The 23,618-nt window shown below is 37.1% G+C and carries 21 protein-coding genes; 11 read left to right on the top strand and 10 right to left on the bottom strand.

The window, feature by feature from the left end:
• Positions 1-87 precede the first annotated feature (87 nt).
• The gene (locus F981_RS01155) at positions 88-555 is read left to right on the top strand and encodes a hypothetical protein (RefSeq protein ID WP_004717429.1); all 468 of its coding nucleotides are present in this window, start codon (positions 88-90) and stop codon (positions 553-555) included.
• Positions 556-646: 91 nt separating this feature from the next.
• Positions 647-1,948 carry a HEPN domain-containing protein gene (locus F981_RS01160; protein ID WP_004717431.1) on the top strand — a complete coding sequence of 434 codons (1,302 nt, stop codon included), beginning with the start codon at positions 647-649 and terminating at the stop codon, positions 1,946-1,948.
• A gap of 116 nt (positions 1,949-2,064) precedes the next feature.
• On the opposite strand, the gene F981_RS01165 is transcribed toward F981_RS01160, so the two are convergent.
• From F981_RS01165 to F981_RS01175, 3 genes are all read right to left on the bottom strand, one after another.
• Complete coding sequence (locus F981_RS01165; RefSeq protein WP_004717432.1) at positions 2,065-2,901, bottom strand: hypothetical protein; 837 nt, start codon at positions 2,899-2,901, stop codon at positions 2,065-2,067.
• 62 nt (positions 2,902-2,963) lie between these two features.
• Complete coding sequence (locus F981_RS01170; RefSeq protein ID WP_004717434.1) at positions 2,964-3,458, bottom strand: DinB family protein; 495 nt, start codon at positions 3,456-3,458, stop codon at positions 2,964-2,966.
• A 290-nt stretch (positions 3,459-3,748) separates the two neighbouring features.
• On the bottom strand, positions 3,749-4,270 hold the full coding sequence (locus F981_RS01175) for a hypothetical protein (RefSeq protein WP_004717436.1): 522 nt from the start codon (positions 4,268-4,270) through the stop codon (positions 3,749-3,751).
• A gap of 366 nt (positions 4,271-4,636) precedes the next feature.
• Between F981_RS01175 and F981_RS01180 the strand changes: the two genes are divergently transcribed.
• Positions 4,637-5,629: a putative solute-binding protein gene (locus F981_RS01180; protein ID WP_004717439.1), complete on the top strand. Its 993-nt coding sequence runs from the start codon at positions 4,637-4,639 to the stop codon at positions 5,627-5,629.
• 54 nt (positions 5,630-5,683) lie between these two features.
• Here F981_RS01180 and F981_RS01185 read toward each other — a convergent pair whose 3' ends face one another.
• From F981_RS01185 to F981_RS01195, 3 genes are all read right to left on the bottom strand, one after another.
• Positions 5,684-6,715 carry a hypothetical protein gene (locus tag F981_RS01185; RefSeq protein WP_004717440.1) on the bottom strand — a complete coding sequence of 344 codons (1,032 nt, stop codon included), beginning with the start codon at positions 6,713-6,715 and terminating at the stop codon, positions 5,684-5,686.
• Between the two features lie 265 nt (positions 6,716-6,980).
• Entirely contained in the window at positions 6,981-9,053 is a 2,073-nt protein-coding gene (locus tag F981_RS01190) for a M13 family metallopeptidase (protein ID WP_004717442.1), read from the bottom strand.
• 211 nt (positions 9,054-9,264) lie between these two features.
• Entirely contained in the window at positions 9,265-10,149 is an 885-nt protein-coding gene (locus F981_RS01195; protein WP_004717443.1) for a LysR family transcriptional regulator, read from the bottom strand.
• A gap of 164 nt (positions 10,150-10,313) precedes the next feature.
• Here F981_RS01195 and F981_RS01200 point away from each other — a divergent pair, with 164 nt between their 5' ends.
• Together F981_RS01200 and F981_RS01205 are read left to right on the top strand one after the other, a co-directional pair.
• Positions 10,314-10,895: a chromate transporter gene (locus F981_RS01200; RefSeq protein ID WP_004717445.1), complete on the top strand. Its 582-nt coding sequence runs from the start codon at positions 10,314-10,316 to the stop codon at positions 10,893-10,895.
• 6 nt (positions 10,896-10,901) lie between these two features.
• Positions 10,902-11,420, top strand: coding sequence for a chromate transporter (locus F981_RS01205; RefSeq protein WP_004717447.1), 519 nt, complete (start codon positions 10,902-10,904; stop codon positions 11,418-11,420).
• Positions 11,421-11,892: 472 nt separating this feature from the next.
• On the opposite strand, the gene F981_RS01210 is transcribed toward F981_RS01205, so the two are convergent.
• Positions 11,893-12,363: a hypothetical protein gene (locus F981_RS01210; protein WP_004717448.1), complete on the bottom strand. Its 471-nt coding sequence runs from the start codon at positions 12,361-12,363 to the stop codon at positions 11,893-11,895.
• A gap of 149 nt (positions 12,364-12,512) precedes the next feature.
• Between F981_RS01210 and F981_RS01215 the strand changes: the two genes are divergently transcribed.
• Together F981_RS01215 and F981_RS01225 are read left to right on the top strand one after the other, a co-directional pair.
• The gene (locus tag F981_RS01215; RefSeq protein WP_004717451.1) at positions 12,513-13,091 is read left to right on the top strand and encodes a DJ-1/PfpI family protein; all 579 of its coding nucleotides are present in this window, start codon (positions 12,513-12,515) and stop codon (positions 13,089-13,091) included.
• Between the two features lie 602 nt (positions 13,092-13,693).
• Positions 13,694-15,934 (top strand): TonB-dependent siderophore receptor, encoded by a 2,241-nt coding sequence (locus F981_RS01225; protein ID WP_004717453.1) that lies wholly within the window; start codon positions 13,694-13,696, stop codon positions 15,932-15,934.
• Between the two features lie 97 nt (positions 15,935-16,031).
• Here F981_RS01225 and zigA read toward each other — a convergent pair whose 3' ends face one another.
• Together zigA and F981_RS01235 are read right to left on the bottom strand one after the other, a co-directional pair.
• Positions 16,032-17,258, bottom strand: a complete 1,227-nt coding sequence (zigA, locus tag F981_RS01230; protein ID WP_035372001.1) for a zinc metallochaperone GTPase ZigA — start codon at positions 17,256-17,258, stop codon at positions 16,032-16,034.
• Between the two features lie 305 nt (positions 17,259-17,563).
• Positions 17,564-18,322 carry a D-Ala-D-Ala carboxypeptidase family metallohydrolase gene (locus tag F981_RS01235; protein ID WP_035371994.1) on the bottom strand — a complete coding sequence of 253 codons (759 nt, stop codon included), beginning with the start codon at positions 18,320-18,322 and terminating at the stop codon, positions 17,564-17,566.
• A gap of 109 nt (positions 18,323-18,431) precedes the next feature.
• Between F981_RS01235 and folE2 the strand changes: the two genes are divergently transcribed.
• The 4 genes from folE2 to F981_RS01255 all read left to right on the top strand — a co-directional run bounded on the left by folE2 (position 18,432) and on the right by F981_RS01255 (position 21,956).
• On the top strand, positions 18,432-19,334 hold the full coding sequence (gene folE2 / locus F981_RS01240; protein ID WP_004717460.1) for a GTP cyclohydrolase FolE2: 903 nt from the start codon (positions 18,432-18,434) through the stop codon (positions 19,332-19,334).
• A 51-nt stretch (positions 19,335-19,385) separates the two neighbouring features.
• A complete protein-coding gene (locus tag F981_RS01245) occupies positions 19,386-19,946 on the top strand; it encodes a gamma carbonic anhydrase family protein (RefSeq protein WP_004717461.1) in 561 nt (186 codons plus the stop codon).
• Positions 19,936-21,291 (top strand): dihydroorotase, encoded by a 1,356-nt coding sequence (locus F981_RS01250; protein WP_004717462.1) that lies wholly within the window; start codon positions 19,936-19,938, stop codon positions 21,289-21,291. Before F981_RS01245 ends, F981_RS01250 begins: the two co-directional genes overlap by 11 nt.
• 251 nt (positions 21,292-21,542) lie before the next feature.
• Entirely contained in the window at positions 21,543-21,956 is a 414-nt protein-coding gene (locus F981_RS01255) for a MerR family transcriptional regulator (protein WP_004717464.1), read from the top strand.
• A 250-nt stretch (positions 21,957-22,206) separates the two neighbouring features.
• Here the strand turns inward: F981_RS01255 and F981_RS01260 are convergent, their stop codons facing one another.
• Entirely contained in the window at positions 22,207-23,445 is a 1,239-nt protein-coding gene (locus F981_RS01260) for an NADH:flavin oxidoreductase/NADH oxidase family protein (RefSeq protein ID WP_004717465.1), read from the bottom strand.
• Positions 23,446-23,618: the final 173 nt, after the last annotated feature.

The following is a 23,618-nucleotide window of genomic DNA, read 5'->3' on the forward strand; positions in this document are numbered from 1 at the left end:
TTTCCAGAAACAGTTACACTTTCAAAAGAAATCTTTGCTGTTATTACTTTAAAAACATTAATCTACTGCTCAAAACTCAAGGTCAAAATGAAAATATCTATCCTAACTCTCTCAACACTTGTCCTTTTCACAACTACAACTTTTGCAGAAACGAAAGTTAATGTTCCTTCAAAAGAAGCCAACTTGATTTTTAAAGCAGCAGGTTTTGCAAAAACAAAGCATGGTTGGGAAGGAAAATGCGAAACGGGTGAAATTACTGTATATCGAGATTTAAATAACGATGGGCTAAATGATGCTGTTATTTCAGACTACAGCAGTATGTGTTATGGCAATACAGGCGTGGGATACCACCTTATTGCACAACAGCAAAATGGGAAATGGAAAACTATTTTTGAAAACGCGGGTATACCGACTTTTCTAAAAAGCACAGGCAAAGATGGTTGGCCTGATATTGAAAATGGAGGTCCAGGTTTATGTTTTGCGGTATATCGTTGGGATGGTAAAAGTTATGAGCTAAATCGCTATGAGTATCAGGGTAAAGCTTGTGAACTATAAATAAAGCATCTTTAAGCTGATTGATGATGAAGTTGAATTGACTAATGATTTGTTTTCATGAGATAAAAGCTTCATTTAATGTGGAGTTTTTATGGATTTTAATAAATTAAAAATAGACAGCTCAAGAGCTATCTGCGAATATTTTGATTTCTTTAAAAATAATACGCTTGATTTTCAAACTGCTGTTAGCTTAGGAGGTTTTGCCACTCTTAGTGATATAAGCTATGGTTTTTCAAAAGAAGTATCTCTTGATTGGACTTTATTTTTAACATCTATATTAAAAAAAACTAATCTAATTTATTTAATAGCTTTAGAAACTATCGACAAAAAGATGAAAGAAATATTTAAAGAATATTTAAAAAGCAAAAATTTAGATATTTTTACCGAGTTTAAAAAAGTTATTTCAGAATTAAAAATTTACAGCAATCAAACTAACTTTTTTTATTTTGTCGTTCAAGGCTTACATTGTGATGAGATGTATTCCTTTGGAAATTTGACTATAGGAAATTTTAATCAAAAAGGGCTTAAGCTTTCTTTTTCTAAAAAAATAAATAAAAATATTAAACTAGTTGAAAATGAGCGGAAGAAAAATGGGACTTTCAATCCCGAAGATATATTTTTAGTAGAACTTAAAAAAACAATAAAAAAATATAAAGATAAACTAGTTATTGAAATTTCTAACCCTGGTGATCCGTTGATAGCTAAAGAAAAAAGTAAAAAAGATGCTGAAGAGTTTATTAATCAAATTATTTTCATTGCTCATATATCAATGCCTTATAAGTTCCACATTCAATTAACCGCTGATAATAGTAAGCAAAGCATAGAACCATTATGTTTAAATTATGAAGCAATGAGTACCAGCGCATTAAATAATGAAATTTTTTATAAAATAAATTTTAATTTATCAGAGAATAACACAGATAATCCAAGCAATATTGGTTCAAAATTTAGAGACTTATGCTTCCCTATATTAACGACTGAATTTAAAAATGAATTATTAGATAAATTGCGTACTTCCATAAATTGGTATAGTGCATCAATTAAGTCAGAAAGCATGAACGAAAGTTTTTTATTCTGTGCAATTGGAATGGAGGCATTATTAACTACTGGTAGAGACTCAATTACGAAAGTATTATCGGAAAATACTGCTTTTCTAATAGGAAAAAAAGACATCGAAAGTAGGAAACAAATATACTCTACCATGTGTAACTTATATGCGCATCGTAGCGGAATAGCTCATGGTGGGAACATAAACATTGAAACCAAAGACTTAAAACAAATAAGATATTATCTTGCCATGTGTATAATTAAAATAATAATAAAAATTAAAAACAATGAAATAAATTCGAATCAAGATTTAATCACATTCTTTGAAAACCAAAAATTCGGATAAAATCATTTCAAAATTTCCTAAGTTCCCTCAAAAATAAAAGTATAATTAAATTATGAGAGAGCTATTTATCTAGATACTTTTCACTCAATGTTTAGCAGTATTTTATTCATTGCTCATCATTTACTTCTAAACCAATAATCCCATTTCTCACGATCAACTCCAAACTGTCCTTGCCACCATCGTGTTGGATAGTTCACATCATCATTTCTAATCGGTCGATGCTCTCTTTCTGGATATGTCACATATTTATCTGCATAGCCAAAATGCTTGTCATCATGCAAAATACCAATCACTCCAAAAATCTCTAAAAGCCCCAAACGCTCATCGTCATTGGACTTGAGTGCTTTAGAAATACTCTTTTTAAGTTGAGCTATTCTGTCATTGGGTTGAGCTGTCTCTATTATCGTTTTGAGTTCATTTAGAATGCTGTAATCTTCATCGCTTGGTTCAACGACAGGAAATTTAAGAAATTGTTCCAAATCAAATAAAACAGAAATCAAATTGTCTGTACAGCTTCCATGTTTGTATTTAAAGAAATTGAGTGTATTAAACTCAATGAGTCTTTCAAACTCATACGTATATAGCCCACAAACTGCACATATATTTGAGTTTGGTTCTGGACTGGAAACAAAGTCATGTTCAATCAAACTTTTACCAATACAGTAACTTGATAAAAAAGATCGATACTCCAATCGTCTTGTACTTAGACTGTAAATAAATGCATCCACCACAGATTGCTTTTCAATTTGATTAACTGCTGTTTTTATTCTTCGACAGATTTCATTGTGACTTATTTTTTCTTGTTCAAACATAACGGAATGGCTTTTTGCATATTCAAACTCATCTTCAGTAATGAATTGCATGTATGTATCCCAATAAAACCAGCTCTCTAAATTTTGATCCTGCGAGCTTTTAATAGTTTTAAGTAAAATTTTGACTGCTTTCTTGTCCATGTTTATTTATCTATTCACTTAAATTTTTTAATTCAACATCTTACATATATCATGATAATGATTTATCCCACTCTACGCTCAGGTTCATACTGATGAATAAAGACCGTATATGTATCGGCAGGATGAACCACCTGAGCATGATGTAAAGCATGCGCAATATTGCCTCTGTGGTATGTTCCATGATTGATGATATGAAAGAGGATCTCTTCTATTGATAGGCTACCCGTTTTTTTATCTATAAATTGAAAATGAATAATTTCTGCAAGTTGATCCAATTGAATATTTTGTACAAATTCAATAAACCATAAATGTGATTCAGCAATTCGATGTCTAAGTTCATCTAAGGATGGTAAAAATTCTGTATTGGTTTGACTGTGCAACGCTTTTTTGTTTTCTAGCCGAGATCTAAATAACTCTTCGACAATGATCATATGATTGAATTGTTGCTTGGCAAAATTATAATCTTCTAAATATTGCACTTGATCAATTTGATCTATGGCTTTAAATAAGCGCTGATCTGACCATTGTTTATATAAAAAGAGTTTTTCAAAATTCATTAAATTGACCTAAGCTTTCTTTGAATCAAATCATCAAGATAACATGCAATCACTGAAAAAACCCGATCTTTTAAATACCTTCAATCACCAATTTTTTACAGACCAAAACTCAATCTAATTTTAATAATCTAACTTTAAACAAGCTTTCTTGATGCATTCATTCCACTCCCCAAACCCTTTCAATAGTAAGAGGAGCTGCTTTGAGATTTCTATAATGACTTCAATTGAGTCATGAAGATTCCCACTCCTTTAAACAGAGAAGAAGTCTTGCTCCGTAAAGGTAAAGTGATTTATGGACGAATCACACCCAACTTATTCCAAATATCAGGGGTTAAAAAAGTCATCACCAATTTATTTAAGTCGACATATCGCAATACACCCTGTAACTGTTTTTTCACTTCAGGGTTTTTAATAATATCTTCACCTGTCGTACGACCTAGCTCTTGGAAACTGTCACCTACTGCTTGCACACCTTCAGCTGCAATCACTGCTTTGGTCTGCGCGGCACACTGTTCTACAATCACCCGTTGTAAAACCTGAGCAAACTTTTGATCGAGTTGTGTTCTTTGCGCATCACTGACATTACTCAATGCTTTTAGATCGGGGTGTGTAGATAGTGCAGCAAAGGTCCACTGTAATACTGTAGTTTTATCTGTTGCTGTAGTTGCTTTTACCAAACAATCGCTAAGTTGATCAACGGTTGGCCCTGCGACAGCAAATTGTGCTGTTCCCATTAATGCCGTCGCCATAAATACAGAACGACCCATATGGGAAAATTTAGAATGCATTGAGGAGAAAATTTGGCGTGACATAAACAAAGTCCAATTCGAAATTAAATCCTTTGTATCACAAGCGCTACCTGTTCGCCTGTTATGACTCTGTAAACAACCTATACTAAAAATAATCTTATTTGCTGTGCTAAACTGGATTCAATATTATGTTGTATTTAAAATAGATAGCTTTGATACATTAAAACTAAAATACTTGCTTAATCTGTCATCTAGCTCAAACTGATTAAAGATCTAATCTCATGACTCGAATCTTAATCAATAATCCACACCCAAAAACCTACATTTGTTGGGTTTATTGACACAAAAAACAATCCTCATGGTCATTAGTTCATCAATAGCACATACGTTTTAATAAGATATGCCATAACTGTTTATAGGGAAATATATATGAAAATGGTTCAAACTCTCACAATAACTACTTTATTCGCACTTTCGATGCCTGCTTTTGCAAAGCAAGTTGTATGTGTTTTTGATCCGGTTGGTAAAGCAGGTGATGCATATGCCCTAGCTAAAGATTATGCACTTGAAGCAAAAAATTGGGGTGCTGATATAGATTTAAGAGCCGTTACTGACGAAAGGCTCGCTGCAGAAGACTTAAAAGTGGGTAAATGTGATGGTGCCATTATCAGTGGTTTACGTGGTCGCCAATTTAATAAATATATTGGCTCCTTAGATGCGATCGGTGCATTAACGGATATGAAAACAGCCATTTCAGCCTATAAATTATTATCTTTACCCCGAGCAGCGGAAAAGATGATCAATGGCCCTTATGAAATTGCAGGATTAGGTACAATTGGACCAGCATATCTATTTGTAAATGACAAAAATATCAACACATTAGCCAAAGCTGCTGGTAAAAAAATTGGAGTGTTCCGTTATGACGAAGCACAACCAAAATTGGTTCAACAAGTGGGTGCACAAGCTGTTTCTGTTGATGTCACCAGTGCAGGCGCTAAATTTAACAATCATGAAATTGATATCCTTCCTGCACCGGTTGTTGCATTTAAACCCTTTGAGCTCTATAAGGGCTTAGGAGAAAAAGGCGGCATCGTAAAATTCCCACTGACTCAAATTTCGGCCAATTTTATTATTCGCAAAGACAAATTCCCTCAAGGCTTTGGACAAAAATCTCGAACTTGGGTCGCAAGCCAATTGGGTAGAACATTTAGCATCGTAGCCAAATATGAAAAAGAAATTCCTGCAAAATATTGGATGAATATCCCTGCCAATGAACAACTGAACTATATCAAAATGATGCGTGAATCTCGTATTGCACTGACTAAATCAGGTATTTATGATCCACAAATGATGAATTTCCTCAAAAAAGTTCGTTGTAAAGAAAATCCGAGTAGTTTTGAATGTTCGTTGAATGATGAATAACGCTTTTCATTTATTCGGGTGTTTCACTTCGTTGAGGTGAAACACCTTATTCCATTACTTAATCTGCTTTAGCATATGTTTAGCAACTGCATGATTTTGATTACCCGCCAAATTCTGCAAAATTCGTTTGGCTCGATCTTGCGGATTAGAAAAGCGCTGACTATAACTTGGCACATTGGTTAAACATCTTGCTACCAATACACCTGATTCAGCATAGACATTAATTCCACTTGTTCCATGCAAGCGCCCATAATTATAAGCACGTTCAGCATTGTTACAGGCATTGATCTGATTTTGTCCACGTCCTAATTCTTTGCGCGCTGAAATATATAATTGCATCTGTTGTGACTGCGGTGTTGTTATTGTTTTTTCAGGCTGAGGCTTTTCTTTTACTTCTTCTGCAACTGGGGTGACTGGCTTTTTTTCTTCCATGACTTTAACAGGGGGAGTTTTTGCTACATTGTTGATAGCAGCATTTTTTGAATTATTCGTTTTTATATCAGTACTTTTTGCATCACTGCTTTTTGAATGACTATTTTTAGATTTCTTTTCTTGGGCAACTGCCGCCATATTGCTTTTGTTGTTATAGAATTTATTAAGCTCATCCAAAGATAAAACTTTGGTTTGCAAATTTACAACTCGGGTTCCAGTTTGATCGAGTTTACGTTCAGATAAAGGTTCGATGGATACATACCATTGCTGACCATTACTTTCAATACATTGGTATGCACCGATCCCCTGTTTAACACTGCTATAAGTATTTAATAATTTTTTTGCCCAAATATCCTTAACCGAACTCATTGTACTTTTTTGCACTTGAGAAAAATGACCACCTTTGGCGCTACAATAACGGCTTAAATAACTTTTCGGTGTTAAAGACTGCACCTGCTGATCGCTTTGTTTTGATCCCCAATCATAAACATATTCTTTAGATGCGCTATTATTTTCATTAATATTGTGCTTATCAATGAGTTCTTGAGCAGAAGCATATTGTTTAAAAGCATCTGATGTTGATGTATTCATGGTTGTACAACCCTGCAATACAAAACCGCCCCCACCCAACAATAAGAATGTTTTTAAATTCACCGGACATTTCTCAATTATATTTATGCATAAAAATATCTTAAAATGCCCAAAACAACAAACTTATTACATTGAATTTATTAACTATTTATCGAAATAAAGTGATAAGAGAATCACATAAAAAATGATTAGAGATAATCAATTAAGTTAAAACTTAAAAAGCTCTATCTAAACATCTATTCCACTGCCATTTTTTATACGACATGTGAAAAAATATAAAAAGCCTGCCAAGTGTTGATACGGCTTGGCAGGCTTTTAGGTCAGATTATTACCAAATGGTCACGCGTTTATTGGCAGGTAAATACATTTTATCGCCCTGCTGAATATGAAAAGCATCATAAAATGGTGCTTGATTTAGCAAGGTAGCATTGCCACGAACTTTATCAGGTGAATGCGGATCTCTTTTTAAGAATTCAACTTGCATTGCATCAGTAATTTTAGAACGCCATGCTTGTGCCCAACCAATATAAAAGCGTTGTTCACCTGTTAAATTATCCAACACTGGCGCAGCCTTGCCATTTAAAGACAGTTGATAAGCTTTATAAGCAATCGCCAACCCAGAGTTATCAGCAATATTTTCGCCTAAGGTTAACTCACCATTGACATGATAACCTTTGATTGGCTCATAAGCGTTATATTGAGCAACCAAGGTATTGGTTTTTTCTTTAAATTTTCGATGGTCTTCTGCCGTCCACCAATTTTTCATATTGCCCAATTCATCAAACTGACTGCCTTGGTCATCAAAGCCATGACTGATCTCATGTCCGATAATTGCCCCAATCGCACCATAGTTCACTGCATCATCGGCATCCATATCAAAGAATGGAGGTTGTAAAATTGCTGCTGGAAAGACAATTTCATTTAATGAAGCGTTGTAATACGCATTGATGGTTTGCGGTGTCATGCCCCATTCATCACGATCAACAGGCTTGCCCAATTTATTCAAGGCATATTGATGTTCAAATTCACGTGAACGGATCACATTTCCAATCAAGTCATTATTTTTGATTTCTAAAGCAGAATAATCACGCCATTTGTTTGGATAACCAATTTTCACCGCAAAACTTGCTAACTTTTTCTGCGCCTGAACTTTCGTGGTTGGGCTCATCCAATCCAGTTTGTCTATGCTTTGTGAGTAAGCTTTCATTAAGTTTTGCACCAAGACTTCCATGCGTTGTTTTTTCTCAGCAGAAAAATACTTTTTCACATAAATCTGGCCCAAACTTTCACCTAAAGTTCCCTCAACCAATTGCACACCGCGCTTCCAACGTGGTTTCTGTTCCTTGATTTCTCTGAGCTGTTTGCTATAAAAATCAAAGCTGTTATCGACAAAAGCTTGACTAAGCAATGATGAAAAATCACTGACTAAATGAAATTTAAAATAAGCTTTCCAAACCTCTAGTGAGGTATTGTCAACAATTGGGCTTAACCCTTTGAAGTAACTTGGTTGAATGACTTGTATGGTTTTAATCTTATCGGACAATTCTTGTTTTTCTAGATAAGTTTGCCAATCAATTTTTGGACTAAGTTTGGCTAAGTCTTGTGTTTTATAAATATTATAGAGCTTTGTTACATCACGGTTTTGAACATTACTCCATTGTATCTTGGCGATTTGCGTTTCTAATTTTAAAATCCCTTGTGCATGCTGTACTGCTTGCTTGTCTCCAGCTAGGCTTAAAGTTTTTTCAATATACTTTAAATATTGAGAACGGATTTTCTTAAATTTGGCATCATTTTTTAAATAATAATCACGATCAGGTAACCCTAAACCACTTTGCCCAAGCATTGCCACCATTTCAGTTGAGTTTTTCATGTCTTGGTCAATACCCACATCAAAAGGGCTGGTTACACCAATACGTGAAAAATGTGCGGCCAATTGCGCAATATCTTTTTTGCTTTTCAATGCATCAACATTGGTAATTTCCGCTTGAATCGGCTGAATACCCAATGCTTCAATACTTTTTTCATCCATAAAATTGGCATATAGACTTGCCACTTTTTGCTCTGAACTTCCTTCCACCAATTGCTGTTTTGAAAGCTCATCGACAATATCATGCAATTGTTTTAATGATTCTTCATGCAAAATATCAAAAGTTCCCCAACGTGATTTATCCGCAGGAATTTCGGTATTTTTCAACCATCCTCCATTTACATGTTGATAAAAATCATCATTTCCTTTTACATTTTGATCAAAATATTGATGATCAATCCCCGATTTTTTTTGATCTTTCACAATAGCTGAAGTGGTTTGAGTGATTTGCCCTGTTGTTTCAGCCCATACTGGTGCAGATGACAACATGATTGCAGATGCTAAAACACTTTTTACAAATCCAAGTTTCAAAGCGATATCCTCAATTCTATTTCTAAGGTTTGATTTTAAAACAATAATAGTAATCTTGAGCTCAGGCTTTATGTGTAGCAAAAATGCAATGATTCATTGATTTTGTTTTAAAGATAGAGTTTCAAAGCATAAATTATTCCAAAACAGCTCAAACATTCAAAATATATAAATCCACTTATTTCGTTAGAGCTTTAGCAAATCAACCTATAAATTAAACGAGCAAATTTAAAATATGTTTTAAACGGATATTTTCAGCATCCTGCTTATAGACTGCATAAATTGGTGCAATACACGGCGTATCCGCTTTAAGCGCTTTGTAAATAATTTGCTTGTTCCAAAAATCTCGAATGGCCTCTGGAACAATCGACAAACCAATCCCTGCTGCAATCAAATTTAAACTCGACGTTAAACGTGGGGCTTCTTGAACAATCTTTGGACTAAATCCAGCCTGATAACAGCTGGCCAAAATATTATCAAACAAGTCTTGTCCTGCTAAACGGCGATACAGTACAAAATCATAAGGCTCTAAATCAAGTAATTGGATGGCATCTGGATGTTCAGCTAAGGGGTGATTATTGGGCAATGCCACAATTAAAGGCTCATCAAGTACATGCAAACTGGTGAGTCCCAAACCAATCGGCGCAGGCTTACGCAAAAAAACGATGTCATTCTTTTCATTGATAATCGAATCAATCAATGAGCTACTGCCATCTTCTTCCAAATGAATAGACACCGCTGAAAATACTTCACGAAAATTACGCAGTAAAGCAGGCAAAAAGGAATGTAAGCCGACTGAGTTGGTAAAACCAATATTGATTTGCCCTTCCAAACCTTTAGAAATATTTTGCACACGTTTGGGAATAGCTTGTGCATGCGCAAGTATGGTAAGTGCCTCTTGGTATAAGGCCTTACCCGCTTCAGTTGCTTCTACGCCACGCGGTAAACGCTTCAATAAATCTGTGTCTAACTCATCTTCTAAGTTTTTGATAATTCGTGTTAAAGGCGGTTGCTGCATATTCAGACGTACCGCTGCCCGAGAAATATTACTTTCCTCAACCACAGCCACAAACGCATTAAGCTTATGAATATCAATCATCTTTTCGCCTCAATATCGATCTTTTCATTTTTATCGTGCTAATTCACGTTTAAAGCATACTTTTTAGGTATGAATAACAGCAAAAATAGCATTTTTCTTTATGACTCAACAAGCAGATAATCACATTCAAGCCAAGTACATCACAGCAAATTGAAGAGGTCTAAATGAATACTGAAGCAATCCCAATGGAACAATCCATGACCACACCGAATTGCAAAGCATTATTTTTAGGCTTTATGAAACTTGGTCTCATGGGATTTGGTGGGGTACTTCCTCTCGCACATCGTTTAATTGTAGAAGATCAGAAATGGTTAACATCTGAAAAATTTACCGACTTGTTGGGTGTCTGCCAAATCTTACCCGGTGGAAATATTGTAAATATGGCAGTGGCGATTGGTTATGACTTTGCTGGAGTAAAAGGTGCGATTAGTGCGGTATTTGGTCTTATGCTGGCCCCGACCATTATTGTTATCTCGTTGTACCAGTTATATAGCAGTTTTCAAGATATCCCAATGGTGCAACACATGATTCAAGGTTTAGCTGCCGCTGCTGCGGGTCTACTGTTTGCTACAGGTTTTAAGATGTTAAAACCAATTATGAAAAGTAAGCTGACCTATTTCACCATTATCTTGACCATTATTTTTATGCTGTTGATTAAATTGCCCTTGGCACTGACGCTGTTGATTTTAATCACCGTGAATATGGCAGTTTTAGCATTTAATCAAACTAAAGTGACTCAGGAGTAAAATAAGATGTATGTTCTCATTGCACTGACTTTAGTGTTTACTCAACTGTCTTTATTGGCCTTTGGTGGCGGGAATGCGATCTTACCTGAAATGCAACATCAGGTGGTTGTGATCCACCAATGGATGACTGCTGAGCAATTCAGCTCTATGTTTGCAATGGCGCAAGCTGCACCAGGTCCAAACATGATGATTGTTCCCTTGGTGGGATGGCATGTCGCAGGGCCTATGGGATTGATCGTGACGTCTTTTGCAAAGTTTGGTCCTTCTTCAATCATCACCATTTATGCACTTAAATTTTGGAATAATTTTAAAAGTCATCCACTTCGGGCGAAATTTGAAAAGGCGTTAAAACCTATTACAGTCGGTTTGGTTTTAGTCAGTGCTTGGATTATTGCCCAAGCCTCTGCTCAAAATATTTTACTGATCGTAATCGTCGCCATCACTATTTGTCTAAGTCTTTTTAAGAATGTTCATCCAGTTTGGTTAATGGTGATTGGTGCTGGTACAGGTGCTTTAATTCTGTAGATATTGATCAAGACCACCTAAACAGATTCATTCATAAAGAGTCTGTCAAGACATCTCCCTCCCTCTAAGCCATGTATCACACAAAGCAAAGAGGGAGAAAACTTTGGGTCTGTTGACATTTCATAAATGGCTTGCGTTGTAGGTTAAAATTGAGCAGGCAAGACATGAAACGAAGAGAATAGCGAGACTATTTTCGAGTTTCATAACGAAGGCTGAGATAATTTTAGCCACAACCCTGAGCAAGAACAAAGCACTGCTTTGTTTGCAGCGCAAGGCGCAGCGGGGGACTAGCGTGTTTTTTGCCGCTACGTCGTTACGAACTACTCATTTAGAATGACTAAATTTCGTACTTCACGCCTAGTATCGCCTAAAAAACACACTTAGTCGCAAACATAGACGAATTGTCAACAGACCCTATGCAATAAGAGATTTAAATCGCGATCGTTCTATAGAGCTTAATTTATCTATTTTACTACTGGTTTTCTAAATCACGTTCTCGGCAAGAAAGCTCATAATATTCTGCTGTTGGTAATGCTTTCAGTTTAAAACCATAATAATTACTGGCATCTGCTTCTACTTTGCTTAATGAACACTGATTGGTTTTGGCAAATTGAGTCAAGAGTTTCATATCACTCTTTTTAGCTAAAACAGCTCCCCAACCCTCACTGACACAACATCCAGCATACTGTGTCATATATTCGTCTGATAGCAGTGCAACCGTTTGCCCCATAAATTGAAGCGGTTTTTTTAATTTATATACATCATTATAGTCATTTCTTGAAATATCCGGTTTTTTATTGATTAGCCCCTGCTTTTGCATCTTTTTAAAGCTTGGAAACTGTACAGATGCCTCGCCCATTCCTCTATACACTGTTTCTTCTACCGCAGCATGGCTGCTCATGGCAGCCGCCGTAATCACTAAACCCAATAGATACTTTTTCATATTTTTCTCATTCATCACTGAATACAATTTTTATTACAGTTAAGTCTGTTAAATTAAGACTAAAGCCGTATAAATTCAACTTAAAACTGCAACTAGAGCATGTTATTTTACATGAAATAAATCATAAAATTTAAACAAAAGGTGTAAAAATGTCTAAACAAATTCTAATGTTAGTGGGTGATTATGTTGAAGATTATGAAACCATGGTTCCTTTTCAGTTCCTCACTGGATTGGGCTATAGTGTTCATGCAGTCTGCCCTGATAAAAAAGCTGGCGATACAATCGCAACGGCGATTCATGATTTTGAAGGTGAGCAAACCTATAGTGAAAAGCGTGGTCACAACTTTGCAATTAACTATGACTTTAACCAAGTCAACAGCGAAAACTATGTCGGTTTAGTGATTCCGGGTGGCCGTGCACCTGAATATTTACGTATGAATGACCGAGTAATTGAAATTGTTCGTGAATTTGATGCGATTAAAAAACCAATTGCCGCTGTTTGCCATGGCGCACAACTGCTTGCCGCAGCCGATGTATTAAAAGGACGCTTATGTTCCGCTTATCCTGCATGTGCCGCAGAAGTTAAACTTGCAGGCGGGCAATATGCAGATATTGCAGTCACTGAAGCAGTCACAGATGGACACCTGGTAACAGCGCCAGCATGGCCAGCACATCCTGCTTGGTTAGCCCAATTTGTTAAAGCGCTTGGTGCAACGATTACTTTATAAAATTTAAAACTGTCTAAGCTAAGTTTTCCGCTGAGAGAAAACTTAGCCTTATACAACAGTGAAACTTTAAAAATGTTTAGGCTACATAAAGACCTATCAATGTTGCGTTTTTTAACGCTGTATCTCAGCAAAGCGTTTTGCGCTGTGCAATAATTATTTATAGAATTTTATGTTCAAACAATAGGTTAGTATCAAAGTGGAAATCATTGAATTACTCCAACCCGTTACCTTAAATAAAGATGATTTAGAACCAATTACTATTGAAACTGGGACTTTATTAAAGGTACTGATGGTAAACCCATCCTCATATCTTGTTAGTGATGAATCAGGTGTTTCGTTTCTGGTTAATTTCTCAGCAGAAAACCGACAATGGAAAAAGATATAAGCTTGTTATTTCACAATTTATTAGTGTAAATTTACACTCAAAAATGACACCCACCACTTCATAACTTACACTTAAAAATCATATATTTAAATTAAAAAATCCGACTATATCTTGTATTTATATCACCAATAAAAAGTTTAAAAATTATTTTCTATTTGTATCTTTTTGTATTCTTATTGATAATAATAACGATTCTTATTTACCAATTTCTATTCTTATGGACAATCTACGTAAACAAACGGCATTAAACATTGCAATAAAATCAATTCTTATTTGCAGTGCTATTTCCCATAGTGCTTTTGCGCAAGAGCAAAAAAGTAATGAAGCGAATACTTCGGTACTCCCAACCATTACAGTTAAAGCAGATGCTCAGGATGAAAAAACTGAGGGAAGCGGAAGTTTTAAAGCAAAATCTTCAAGAAGCTCATCAAAATTAAAATTATCTTTAAAAGAAACACCACAATCTGTAAGCGTCGTCACCCGTGAACAAATTGAACAACGCGGGCTGACCATTCTGGATGATGTTCTTGCCGCAACACCAGGCGTTACCGCGACTAAAAATGACAGTGAACGTTCTAACTACTATTCCCGTGGTTTTCAAATTACCAATAGGCAAATTGATGGTATGCCTGTAGGAGACAATGCTCCCCGCTTTGATAGTTTTTTCTTTGACCGAGTTGAAGTGATCAAAGGCGCTTCTGGTTTAACTGGTTCAACAGGTAGCCCTTCTGCAACCATCAATATGGTACGTAAGCGTCCTGAAAAAGAGTTTAAGGGCAATGTCAGCTCAACTTATGGCTCATGGGACAATACCCGTGTAGAAGCCGATGTATCCATTCCACTGACTCAAGATGGCAGTGTTCGAAGTCGATTCATGGCAGCGTATACCGATAAAGAATCCTATATGGATCGTTATAAGCTCAAGTCAACAGCTGCAATGGGGATTATCAGTGCAGATTTAACCCCAACAACAACAGCCTCAGTCGGGTTTCAATATCAAGACAACGATCCTAAAGGCTCAACGTGGGGTACAGTGCCTTATTTTAATGCTGATGGAAGCAAAGCAAATTTTCCGCGAAACTTTAGTTTATCTGCGGACTGGAGTTCAATTGCCAATACTGATAAAACCGTTTTTGCTGATATTGAACATACTTTTGCCAATGACTGGCTGGTTAAAGCAGCGATTGCCCACAGTACCTCGGATAATAGTTGGATGGTGGCTTATGGTGGTAGTGGCTTTCCAAACCCAAGCACAGGAAAAGGGCTGAGTCTATGGACCAGTGTTAGCCCTTATGCTGAAAGCAAAAAACTCAATATTGATTTGTATGCCACAGGACCATTTCAGTTGTTAAATCGCCAACATGATTTAATTATTGGCTATAGTGGTTTTAAAAGTGAAAATACCTCATTGAGTGTAAAAAGCAATCTCGAGTATCCAGCAGCTATACCTGATTATCGTAATTGGACAGGTAATATTCCAAAACCAACCTATGAGAAAACTGGAGCTGGAAATACCAATACCACAGAGCTTTACGGGGTATATTCAACTTTACGTTTAAATTTAGCTGACCCGCTTAAGTTAATTTTGGGCGCACGTTATAGCTCGTATGACTATAAAGTTGACAAGTGGGATCCTAATGCCCCTGTTTCTCCTACAAAGCCACGTAACTTTGATCAATTGGTGCCTTATGCGGGGATTTTGTACGATATTAATGATACTTATACAGCCTACACCAGCTATACCAATGTATTTAATCCGTCCACTAGACGAGATCGTTTTGGCGATTATCTAGATCCTGAAATGGGAAGCACCACTGAGCTAGGGATTAAAGCGGATCTATTGGATGATAAGCTATTGACCAGTGCTGCTCTATTTTGGTCAAGTGTCAAAGACCTTGCGGTAGAAGATGTTGAATATCGTGATGGTGTAAAAAATGGCACTATTCCAAAAGTAGATGAGATGGATACTGCATATATGTCATCGGGCAAAGGACTCAAAGTCAATGGCTTTGAGTTAGAAGCCATTGGAAAGCTACAGGAAAATTGGAATCTTAGCTTCGGCTATACCTATGTAAATAGCGTAAGTTCTGCAAACGCCAATGCTTTAAGCAATATTCCTCAAAACCAAGTAAAATTATTTAGTAGTATTACTCTTCCAGAAAATCTTTGGACAGGTTCAGAAAAGCTAACATTAGGTGGTGGATTGAATTGGCAAAGTGAAATTTCACAAAAATGGGGGGGAGCTCCTGCAAATGCCTATAACGGTGGTGTAGTCACACAAAAGGCCTATGTATTGGCCAATGCTTTTGCCAGTTATAAGTTAAGTGATGAGTTGACTGCAAGTGTGAATATCAATAACTTATTTGATGAAAAATACTATTTAAATGTAGGTTTCTATAATGGTGTTTATTGGGGGGAACCACGTAATGTGACTTTCACCTTAAGAGCTAAATTTTAATAAAATATAAAGCCAAGCATGAGCGTATAATTAAAAGCGCTCATACTTGCAAGTATTCTCAGCAATGCTTTGGCTGAATTGAATGGATCATAATGAATTAATGGCTAATGATAGAATCAGTCCACCCACTAAAAGGATTTTCAAACTCTTGCCATTTTTCTGCGCCTAGCGCCATTTCATCATCGTTTAATAAACAAGCATCAAATTGACGAATAAGTTCAGATTGATCCATCTGCATCCCAATCAATACGATTTCTTGTCGTGCATCACCAGTTTGAGCATCCCAGCTTTGTTGAATTGCATCTCGACTTTGTTGATCTGTAGGCCAATGTTCATCTGGCACTGCTGCCCACCAATATCCAGCAACACCATGGCGTGCCATCGCCCCTGCTTGAGACCAAGATCCAGCAAACTCGGGATTTGAGGCTAACCAAAAAAAGCCTTTGGAACGGATTACGCCTTTCCATTCGGAGTTGATAAAATCAAAAAACCGTTGTGGGTGAAAAGGTCTGCGCGCTCGATAAACAAAATTATTGATTCCATATTGCTCTGTTTCAGACGTATGCTCACCTCTTAATTCCTTTAACCAACCCGGAGCTTGTGCCGCTTCGTTAAAATCAAATAGCTGGGTATTTAACACCCGATCAAGATTCACCTTGCCAAACGCAGAAACTTCAATTTTTGCTCTTGGGTTTAAAGACTGCAAAATTCCAAATAATTTTTCCTGCTCGTCTTGATCAATCAAATCTGTTTTATTCAATACAATCACGTCACAAAACTCAATTTGATCAATCAGTAGATCAACAACATTTCGCTCATCTTGTTCACCTAATGATTCACCACGCGCTTGTAAGCTATCCAGCGAACTATAATCTTTTAAAAAATTATAAGCATCGACCACAGTCACCATTGTATCTAAGCGTGCAAACTCATTGAGAGAAATCCCATTTTCATCTTCAAAGGTAAACGTTTCTGCAACAGGGAGTGGTTCAGAGATCCCTGTAGATTCAATCACCAATTGATCAAAACGCTGATCCTGTGCTAAACGACGCACTTCAACCAGTAAGTCTTCTCTTAAGGTACAGCAGATACAACCATTACTCATTTCAACTAACTTTTCATCTGTTCTTGAAAGCTCAGCACCGCCCTCTCGAACTAAAGCAGCATCAATATTGACCTCCGACATATCATTCACAATCACTGCAATTTTTCGGCCTTCACGATTGTTTAAGATATGATTGAGTAAGGTGGTTTTTCCAGCCCCTAGGAATCCAGAAAGCACGGTGACGGGAAGTTTTTGCGGAGTGGCTAAAAGAGTATTCATTGGCATTCTCACTTTATATTTTTGTGTTTTCATATCGAGATCGACATGAAAATACTGACTGAATAACTCCAAACAGATCGCTTTAGAGTTAAATTTTAGCTGTGCTTGCACATACATTTTCAACACTGCAATTTGATGATTCGGTTTTAATCATTCGGTGATGATTACAGCGTTTATCAAGTTGCTATAAATCTAAGCTGAGGATTGAAAAACATCAGGATTTAGATTGTTTAATAGCGGATACATATGTGTCGCTTGAATTTCTCGTATTAAAAGTTGTCTGATGTCACGGATGAAATTTGACTTCATGGCGATTCACTCACTTTTTTATTGTTGCCAATTAAAGCGTTATTGATACATGGTGATGAGCTATAGCGATGGTCTGCCCCCCAAGTACGAAAACCTGCACTATCAATATGAATCTGTCCTGATGCATAGACGCCTAAGCCCATGTGAAGTTCCTCACCAGAATCCAGCCAAAATTGACATAATTTTGCTTTGCGCTCTTGAATCATCAGCTGTTGGTTTAAGTCCGGATTTTCATCACCAATACGAAAATCTAATGCGGCATTAAAAATATGTTTGGATGAAGCAGCGCCTTTTGCACACTGATTAAGCTTGAAATTTCGATAGACAGAAGTCACGCTAAACTGGGTTAAAATTTTTTCATCCACAAGACGATTTAAAATTTTTAATGTTGGCACAATATTGCCCCACAGCTCTTGTGGCGGAACTTCAAATTCAGATGCATCACATTGTTGCCAATCTCTGGCTGTCTGTAAAAATTCAAAAGTAGGAATATAAGCAGAAATACCTTGTTGCTTTAAAAAGCGCTGATAAGCCTGAACTTTTTCAGCATTTTCCGGTTCACTAAGCCATTTTAAATAAGCAGGCGGCAGATTTTTTTCTTGTTTTAAAATACCTTGCTGCTGAGGAAAGTCTGCCTTTAATGGCACTTGTGGTGACGCTTGCTGAACTGTACGCATAGCATGAATTGTATTTGAGTTGTTTTGACTACATGCAGAAAGGCAGAGTATGAATCCGATCAAATATTTTTTGTTCATCTCAATTTGCAATGATCTCATAGCGTAAATTTAACTCAGATGAGTAGTGTTGATTAATATTGTTATGTTATAACATAACAATATGTATTTCAACTTAAGCTATTCCCCTATGAATCTTGTTCTTCCAGATGTTTCGGCTGAATCCTCACTCACAAGAAACTATTACTACCCACTCGATTGGGTCGGTATGGAAAAAATCGCGCTTCCGCTTTATCTCGAAAATAGTCTTTGTCAAAGCCAAGTGAATGCTTATGTCAGTTTGGATGATGTGTTTGCCAAAGGGATTCATATGTCGCGCTTGTATACCCGACTTTTGAAATTGAGCACGATCAAAAATTTAGCCCTACTTGATATTAAAGACGCTTTATTGGATTTCTTAGCCAGCCATAAAGATTTATCAGCACATGCCAAAATCGAAATTCCTAGTGAACTTTATATCGAGCGCCCTGCCTTAGTCAGCCAATTGTCTGGCTGGAAAAGCTATCCTTTTGTGTTGTCCTGTCAGCTTTTAAAAGATGATTTTTATGCTGAATTAAAAATCGAAATTCCCTATTCATCTACTTGTCCTTGTTCCGCAGCACTTGCCAGAAACATTATTCAACAAAGATTTGCAACCGCATTGGAAAATCACGAAATTCACTTAGACCCACAAGAAATCCTCAGTTGGCTAAATAGCACAGATGCAATTGCAGCAACGCCTCACAGTCAAAGAAGTTTTGCTCAGTTAAATTTCAAATTAGATCAAAACATTCAGTATATCCCACTGATTTTATTTATTAATCAGGCTGAACAAGCCTTGATGACACCCGTACAAACGGCGGTAAAACGTATTGATGAACAAGCCTTTGCTGTTGCGAATGGTCAAAACCTGATGTTTTGTGAAGATGCATTAAGACGCTTGTATGCCACATTTATCCATCATCCCAGCATTCTAGGCTTTAACTTTAAAGTGATTCATGCGGAAAGTTTACATGCTCATGACGCAGTTGCTCAGGGCGCTTGGCAATGGTAATGCCTTATCCTAACCACCCTCATTGTTTAACTTATTTAAAATGGTCTAGTCATGCTTAGAAAAAACCCATCTGGTGATCTCCCTGTTATCGATCAATCAGCCTATGTTGACCAAACAGCGATTATTTGCGGAAAAGTCATTATCCATGCCAATGTATTTATTGGACCTTATGCAGTGATCAGAGCAGATGAAACCAATGACGCGGGTGATATGGAACCCATCATCATTGGTGCAAATTCCAATATTCAAGATGGAGTGGTGATTCATTCCAAAGCAGGGGCAGCAGTGATCATTGGTGAAAATTCTTCAATCGCGCATCGCTCTATTATTCATGGTCCCTGTGAAATTGGACATCATGTTTTTGTTGGCTTTAACAGTGTGTTATTTAATTGCACAGTGGGTCATCACAGCGCGATTCGTCACAATGCAGTGGTTGATGGGCGTGATTTACCCGATCATTTTTATGTACCTGCAATGAGTTATATCAATCCCAAAACCGATTTAAAGCAATTTCCACCCATTGATATTTCAATCAGTGAGTTTTCAGAAAGCGTTGTCAGCACCAATATTAAACTGGTTCAAGGCTATAAGGCATTGCACAATGAGTTTTAAAAATTCGCCCCATCTTATTATTCGTAATGCCAATATTGTCAATGAAGGCAAGCAGTATTATTCCGATGTACTGATTCGACATGGTCGGATTGAAAAGATTCATCCCAATATTACAGGGGCTTATCATGCGAAAAATATAGATGCTGAAGGTTCGTGGTTAATTCCTGGCATGATTGACGACCAAGTTCATTTTCGAGATCCCGGCGCAGCGCATAAAGGCAATATTGCTTCGGAATCAATGGCAGCAACGATTGGTGGAATCACCAGCTATATGGATATGCCAAACACCAATCCAGCCACCTTAACTCTAGACGCTTTGACCCAGAAAAAGCAGATTGCAAAACAACATAGTCGGGCCAATTATGCTTTCCATTTTGGAGTCAGTGCGCATAATTTAGATATTATTGAACAGCTTGATCCCAAATCAATCAGCGGTGTTAAAGTTTTCATGGGCGCTTCTACGGGTGATATGCTCGTCGATGACCCTAAAGTTTTGGAACGCTTATTTGCAAATGTTCCAACGGTTTTATTGACTCATTGCGAGTTTACCCCTGCCATTAAAGCGGAAGAAAATTTCTATTTTCAAAAATATGGGGAAAATATTCCAGCAGAAATTCATGCGCAGATTAGAAATAAACATGTCTGCTTTGAAAGCTCAAAATTGGCTGTATCTTTGGCCGAGAAATATGCCACACAGTTGCATGTTTTACATATCACCACCGCGAAAGAACTGTGTTTGTTTAAAAATCTGCCTTTAAATCGAAAACATATCACAGCAGAAGTGTGTATCCATCATCTCAGTTTTGATGATGCTGATTATGCTACTTTGGGCCACTTAATTAAATGTAATCCCGCCATTAAAACCCAGCAAGATAAAGATGCTTTGATTAATGCCCTTTCGAATAGTAATCGCTTGGATATTATTGGTACTGACCACGCCCCACATACTTGGGATGAAAAACACCAGTCATATTTTTATGCCCCTTCTGGCCTGCCTTTAGTACAACATGCGTTACCTGCACTGATGGAGCTGGTTGCAGCAGGTAAACTGAGTATTGAAACACTGGTTCAAAAAACTGCACATCAAGTGGCAGACTTATTTAGGATCAAAGACCGTGGTTATATTCGAGAAGGTTACTGGGCTGATTTAGTGATCCTTCGAGAAAATCAACAGCACATTGCAGTGAAAGATCAAAAAAACTATATGAAATGCAATTGGACACCATTTATGCATAAAACATTTGCTTATGAGGTCAGCACCACAATTGTTTCGGGGCAACTTGCTTGGCATCAACAACAGCTGTTTTTGAATTGTCAGGGACAACAACTTGAAATTAATCGTTAAAATAGCAAGTAACGAATAAATGGCATGAATTTATTCCAAACCTTTGATATTTAAATGGATCATTTTTAAGTTTAAATATCATTTATCGTGAAATGTTCTCATGATTTTAATTCAATGAGAGAATTTACATCGAAAGGACTCCCAATATTCGTTTAAACCTGATTGACCTCAGCTTTAACGTTATTTTTCATCTTGCTTTTGCTTGAGTATAAGTCTAAAGTTAACTTTAATGTCAAGCGGAAGTCAGTAAAATGAACATTAGCGAGTTATCCAAACAAAGTGGTTTAAGTACCCCAACGATTCGTTATTATGAACAAATTAAACTGCTTCCTAAGGCAAAACGTAAATCTAATGGTTATCGTGAATATAGTGACAATGACCTCAAACAATTATTTTTAATTCAGCAAGCGCAACAAGTTGGATTTTCATTGGCTGAAATCAAAGCCTTTCTACCGTCAAATGTAGGCAAGTGGGATCATGATATTCTGATTGGACTACTCGAAAGTAAAATCAAAGACATTGAAGATCTAGAACAAAAGTTGTTGATCAGTAAGCAAAACCTACGCAGCATGATCACTGCAATCAATAGTAAGCCTGACGAAATCACCTGTGAAGAAAACGCCAACCGTTTACTGAATCTTTATTATGCCAATGATAAATGTTAAAAATTTCCATGTTATCGGAAAATCATAAAAGCGATTGAGCTTAAATCTCACTTTAAGCTCAGAATTGTGCATAAGTCATTGATAAATTATCTATGATGCTCAAACATTGGAGTCGTCAAAACTGCTTGATCAGTATTCTCATCATTACTTTAATCAGTGATCATACCTAAGCATTAGGGAAATCCTCTTTGAGCCACAGCCGCAGTACAGTCTGTCAGATCTAATCCGACATCTGAACAAAGCACTGTACTTAAGCTGAATGTGAATACTGACGCATACGTTTTTTATACTGACGTGTGCGGCATGTCGTTTCTGTCTGCTGTAATATCAAGGCCCATAAAGGTGAAACCTTAGGATTCGATTTTTTCCCATGACTAAGTTTCTGTAACTGGAATTTGACTGTTGCCATATTGGCAAGTGAAGCTAAGGTTTTATTTTCCCAGTGAATCGGTTTCAATTCAGGTGCGATATTCTGACCTTGTTTCCATGCATTGGGTAAGTTAGGGTCGATTGCTAAGGCTGTTGCAATCCCCACCATATCGATCCCACTGTCAATGACTTGTTCTGCAATGGGTTTGCGACGAATACCACCAGTCACCATAATCGGCATATGGGCAACCTTGCCAATTTCTTGAGCAAATTCTAAGAAATAAGCTTCACGCGCCAAAGTCCGTCCATCTCTGGCTTGGCCTTGCATAGCAGGTGCTTCATAACTCCCCCCTGACAACTCAACCAAATCAACCGACAAATCATTTAACATTTTAACTACTTGCTGCGCATCCTCAGCACTAAAACCACCACGTTGGAAATCGGCAGAATTCAGTTTAACAGCAACTGTAAATGTTGATGACACCACTGCACGTACTGCTTTGACAATCTCAATCAAAATACGCGCACGGTTTTCCAATGAGCCGCCCCATTGATCTTGACGTTGGTTGCTTAAAGGCGAAAGGAACTGACTGAGTAGATAGCCATGAGCTGCATGAATTTCTACACCAGTAAATCCCGCCTTTTCACCTAAATGTGCGGTATTGGCAAAACGTTGAATCACTTCGTCAATCATGGCTTGAGTCATTTCAATTGGAGTATTAAAACGATCTGACATTTTACCTAAATCTAAAGCCACAGCAGAGGGTGCCCACGTTGGCTGACCTAAATTTGACTGCATTTGGCGGCCCGGATGGTTGATCTGCAACCATGCTTGCGCGCCTTGAGAACGTGCGATTTTCGCCCAACGTTTGAAGTGCGCTAAATGCTGTTCATCTTCCAAGACCACACCACCCGGTCCTGTCATCGCACGACGATCCACCATCACGTTACCTGTAATGATTAAACCAACACCACCATCTGCCCATGCCTGATACAAACGCATGAGCTCTTCTGATGGTGCATGATTGAGATCTGCCATATTCTCTTCCATCGCAGCTTTTGCAATACGATTTGGAATCTGAGTACCATTGGGTAAAACTAATTTTTCAAAGACGTTCATTTTTATAGCCTCATGGAGTATGGACTTACTTTAAGATTAAAGTTCACTTTAATGTCAATCCTTTTTTCGCATTTAATTTTTATTATTTTAAGAACTAATTTTATTCAAAGACTTACATCATAATAAGATAATAACGATCTGATACTTTAATAAATAAAGAGGCCGCAAGGCCT

It is taken from the genome of Acinetobacter guillouiae CIP 63.46, assembly GCF_000368145.1.
GTDB classification, from domain to species: domain Bacteria; phylum Pseudomonadota; class Gammaproteobacteria; order Pseudomonadales; family Moraxellaceae; genus Acinetobacter; species Acinetobacter guillouiae.

Coding starts and splice junctions, on each gene's coding strand:
- F981_RS01225 (WP_004717453.1), top strand. CDS start 13,694: ATGGACAATCTACGTAAACAAACGGCATTAAACATTGCAATAAAATCA.
- F981_RS01200 (WP_004717445.1), top strand. CDS start 10,314: ATGAATACTGAAGCAATCCCAATGGAACAATCCATGACCACACCGAAT.
- F981_RS01160 (WP_004717431.1), top strand. CDS start 647: ATGGATTTTAATAAATTAAAAATAGACAGCTCAAGAGCTATCTGCGAA.
- F981_RS01205 (WP_004717447.1), top strand. CDS start 10,902: ATGTATGTTCTCATTGCACTGACTTTAGTGTTTACTCAACTGTCTTTA.
- folE2 (WP_004717460.1), top strand. CDS start 18,432: ATGAATCTTGTTCTTCCAGATGTTTCGGCTGAATCCTCACTCACAAGA.
- F981_RS01170 (WP_004717434.1), bottom strand. CDS start 3,458: ATGAATTTTGAAAAACTCTTTTTATATAAACAATGGTCAGATCAGCGC.
- F981_RS01260 (WP_004717465.1), bottom strand. CDS start 23,445: ATGAACGTCTTTGAAAAATTAGTTTTACCCAATGGTACTCAGATTCCA.
- F981_RS01215 (WP_004717451.1), top strand. CDS start 12,513: ATGTCTAAACAAATTCTAATGTTAGTGGGTGATTATGTTGAAGATTAT.
- F981_RS01235 (WP_035371994.1), bottom strand. CDS start 18,322: ATGAACAAAAAATATTTGATCGGATTCATACTCTGCCTTTCTGCATGT.
- zigA (WP_035372001.1), bottom strand. CDS start 17,258: ATGAATACTCTTTTAGCCACTCCGCAAAAACTTCCCGTCACCGTGCTT.
- F981_RS01245 (WP_004717461.1), top strand. CDS start 19,386: ATGCTTAGAAAAAACCCATCTGGTGATCTCCCTGTTATCGATCAATCA.
- F981_RS01155 (WP_004717429.1), top strand. CDS start 88: ATGAAAATATCTATCCTAACTCTCTCAACACTTGTCCTTTTCACAACT.
- F981_RS01180 (WP_004717439.1), top strand. CDS start 4,637: ATGAAAATGGTTCAAACTCTCACAATAACTACTTTATTCGCACTTTCG.
- F981_RS01255 (WP_004717464.1), top strand. CDS start 21,543: ATGAACATTAGCGAGTTATCCAAACAAAGTGGTTTAAGTACCCCAACG.
- F981_RS01175 (WP_004717436.1), bottom strand. CDS start 4,270: ATGTCACGCCAAATTTTCTCCTCAATGCATTCTAAATTTTCCCATATG.
- F981_RS01195 (WP_004717443.1), bottom strand. CDS start 10,149: ATGATTGATATTCATAAGCTTAATGCGTTTGTGGCTGTGGTTGAGGAA.
- F981_RS01250 (WP_004717462.1), top strand. CDS start 19,936: ATGAGTTTTAAAAATTCGCCCCATCTTATTATTCGTAATGCCAATATT.
- F981_RS01210 (WP_004717448.1), bottom strand. CDS start 12,363: ATGAAAAAGTATCTATTGGGTTTAGTGATTACGGCGGCTGCCATGAGC.
- F981_RS01165 (WP_004717432.1), bottom strand. CDS start 2,901: ATGGACAAGAAAGCAGTCAAAATTTTACTTAAAACTATTAAAAGCTCG.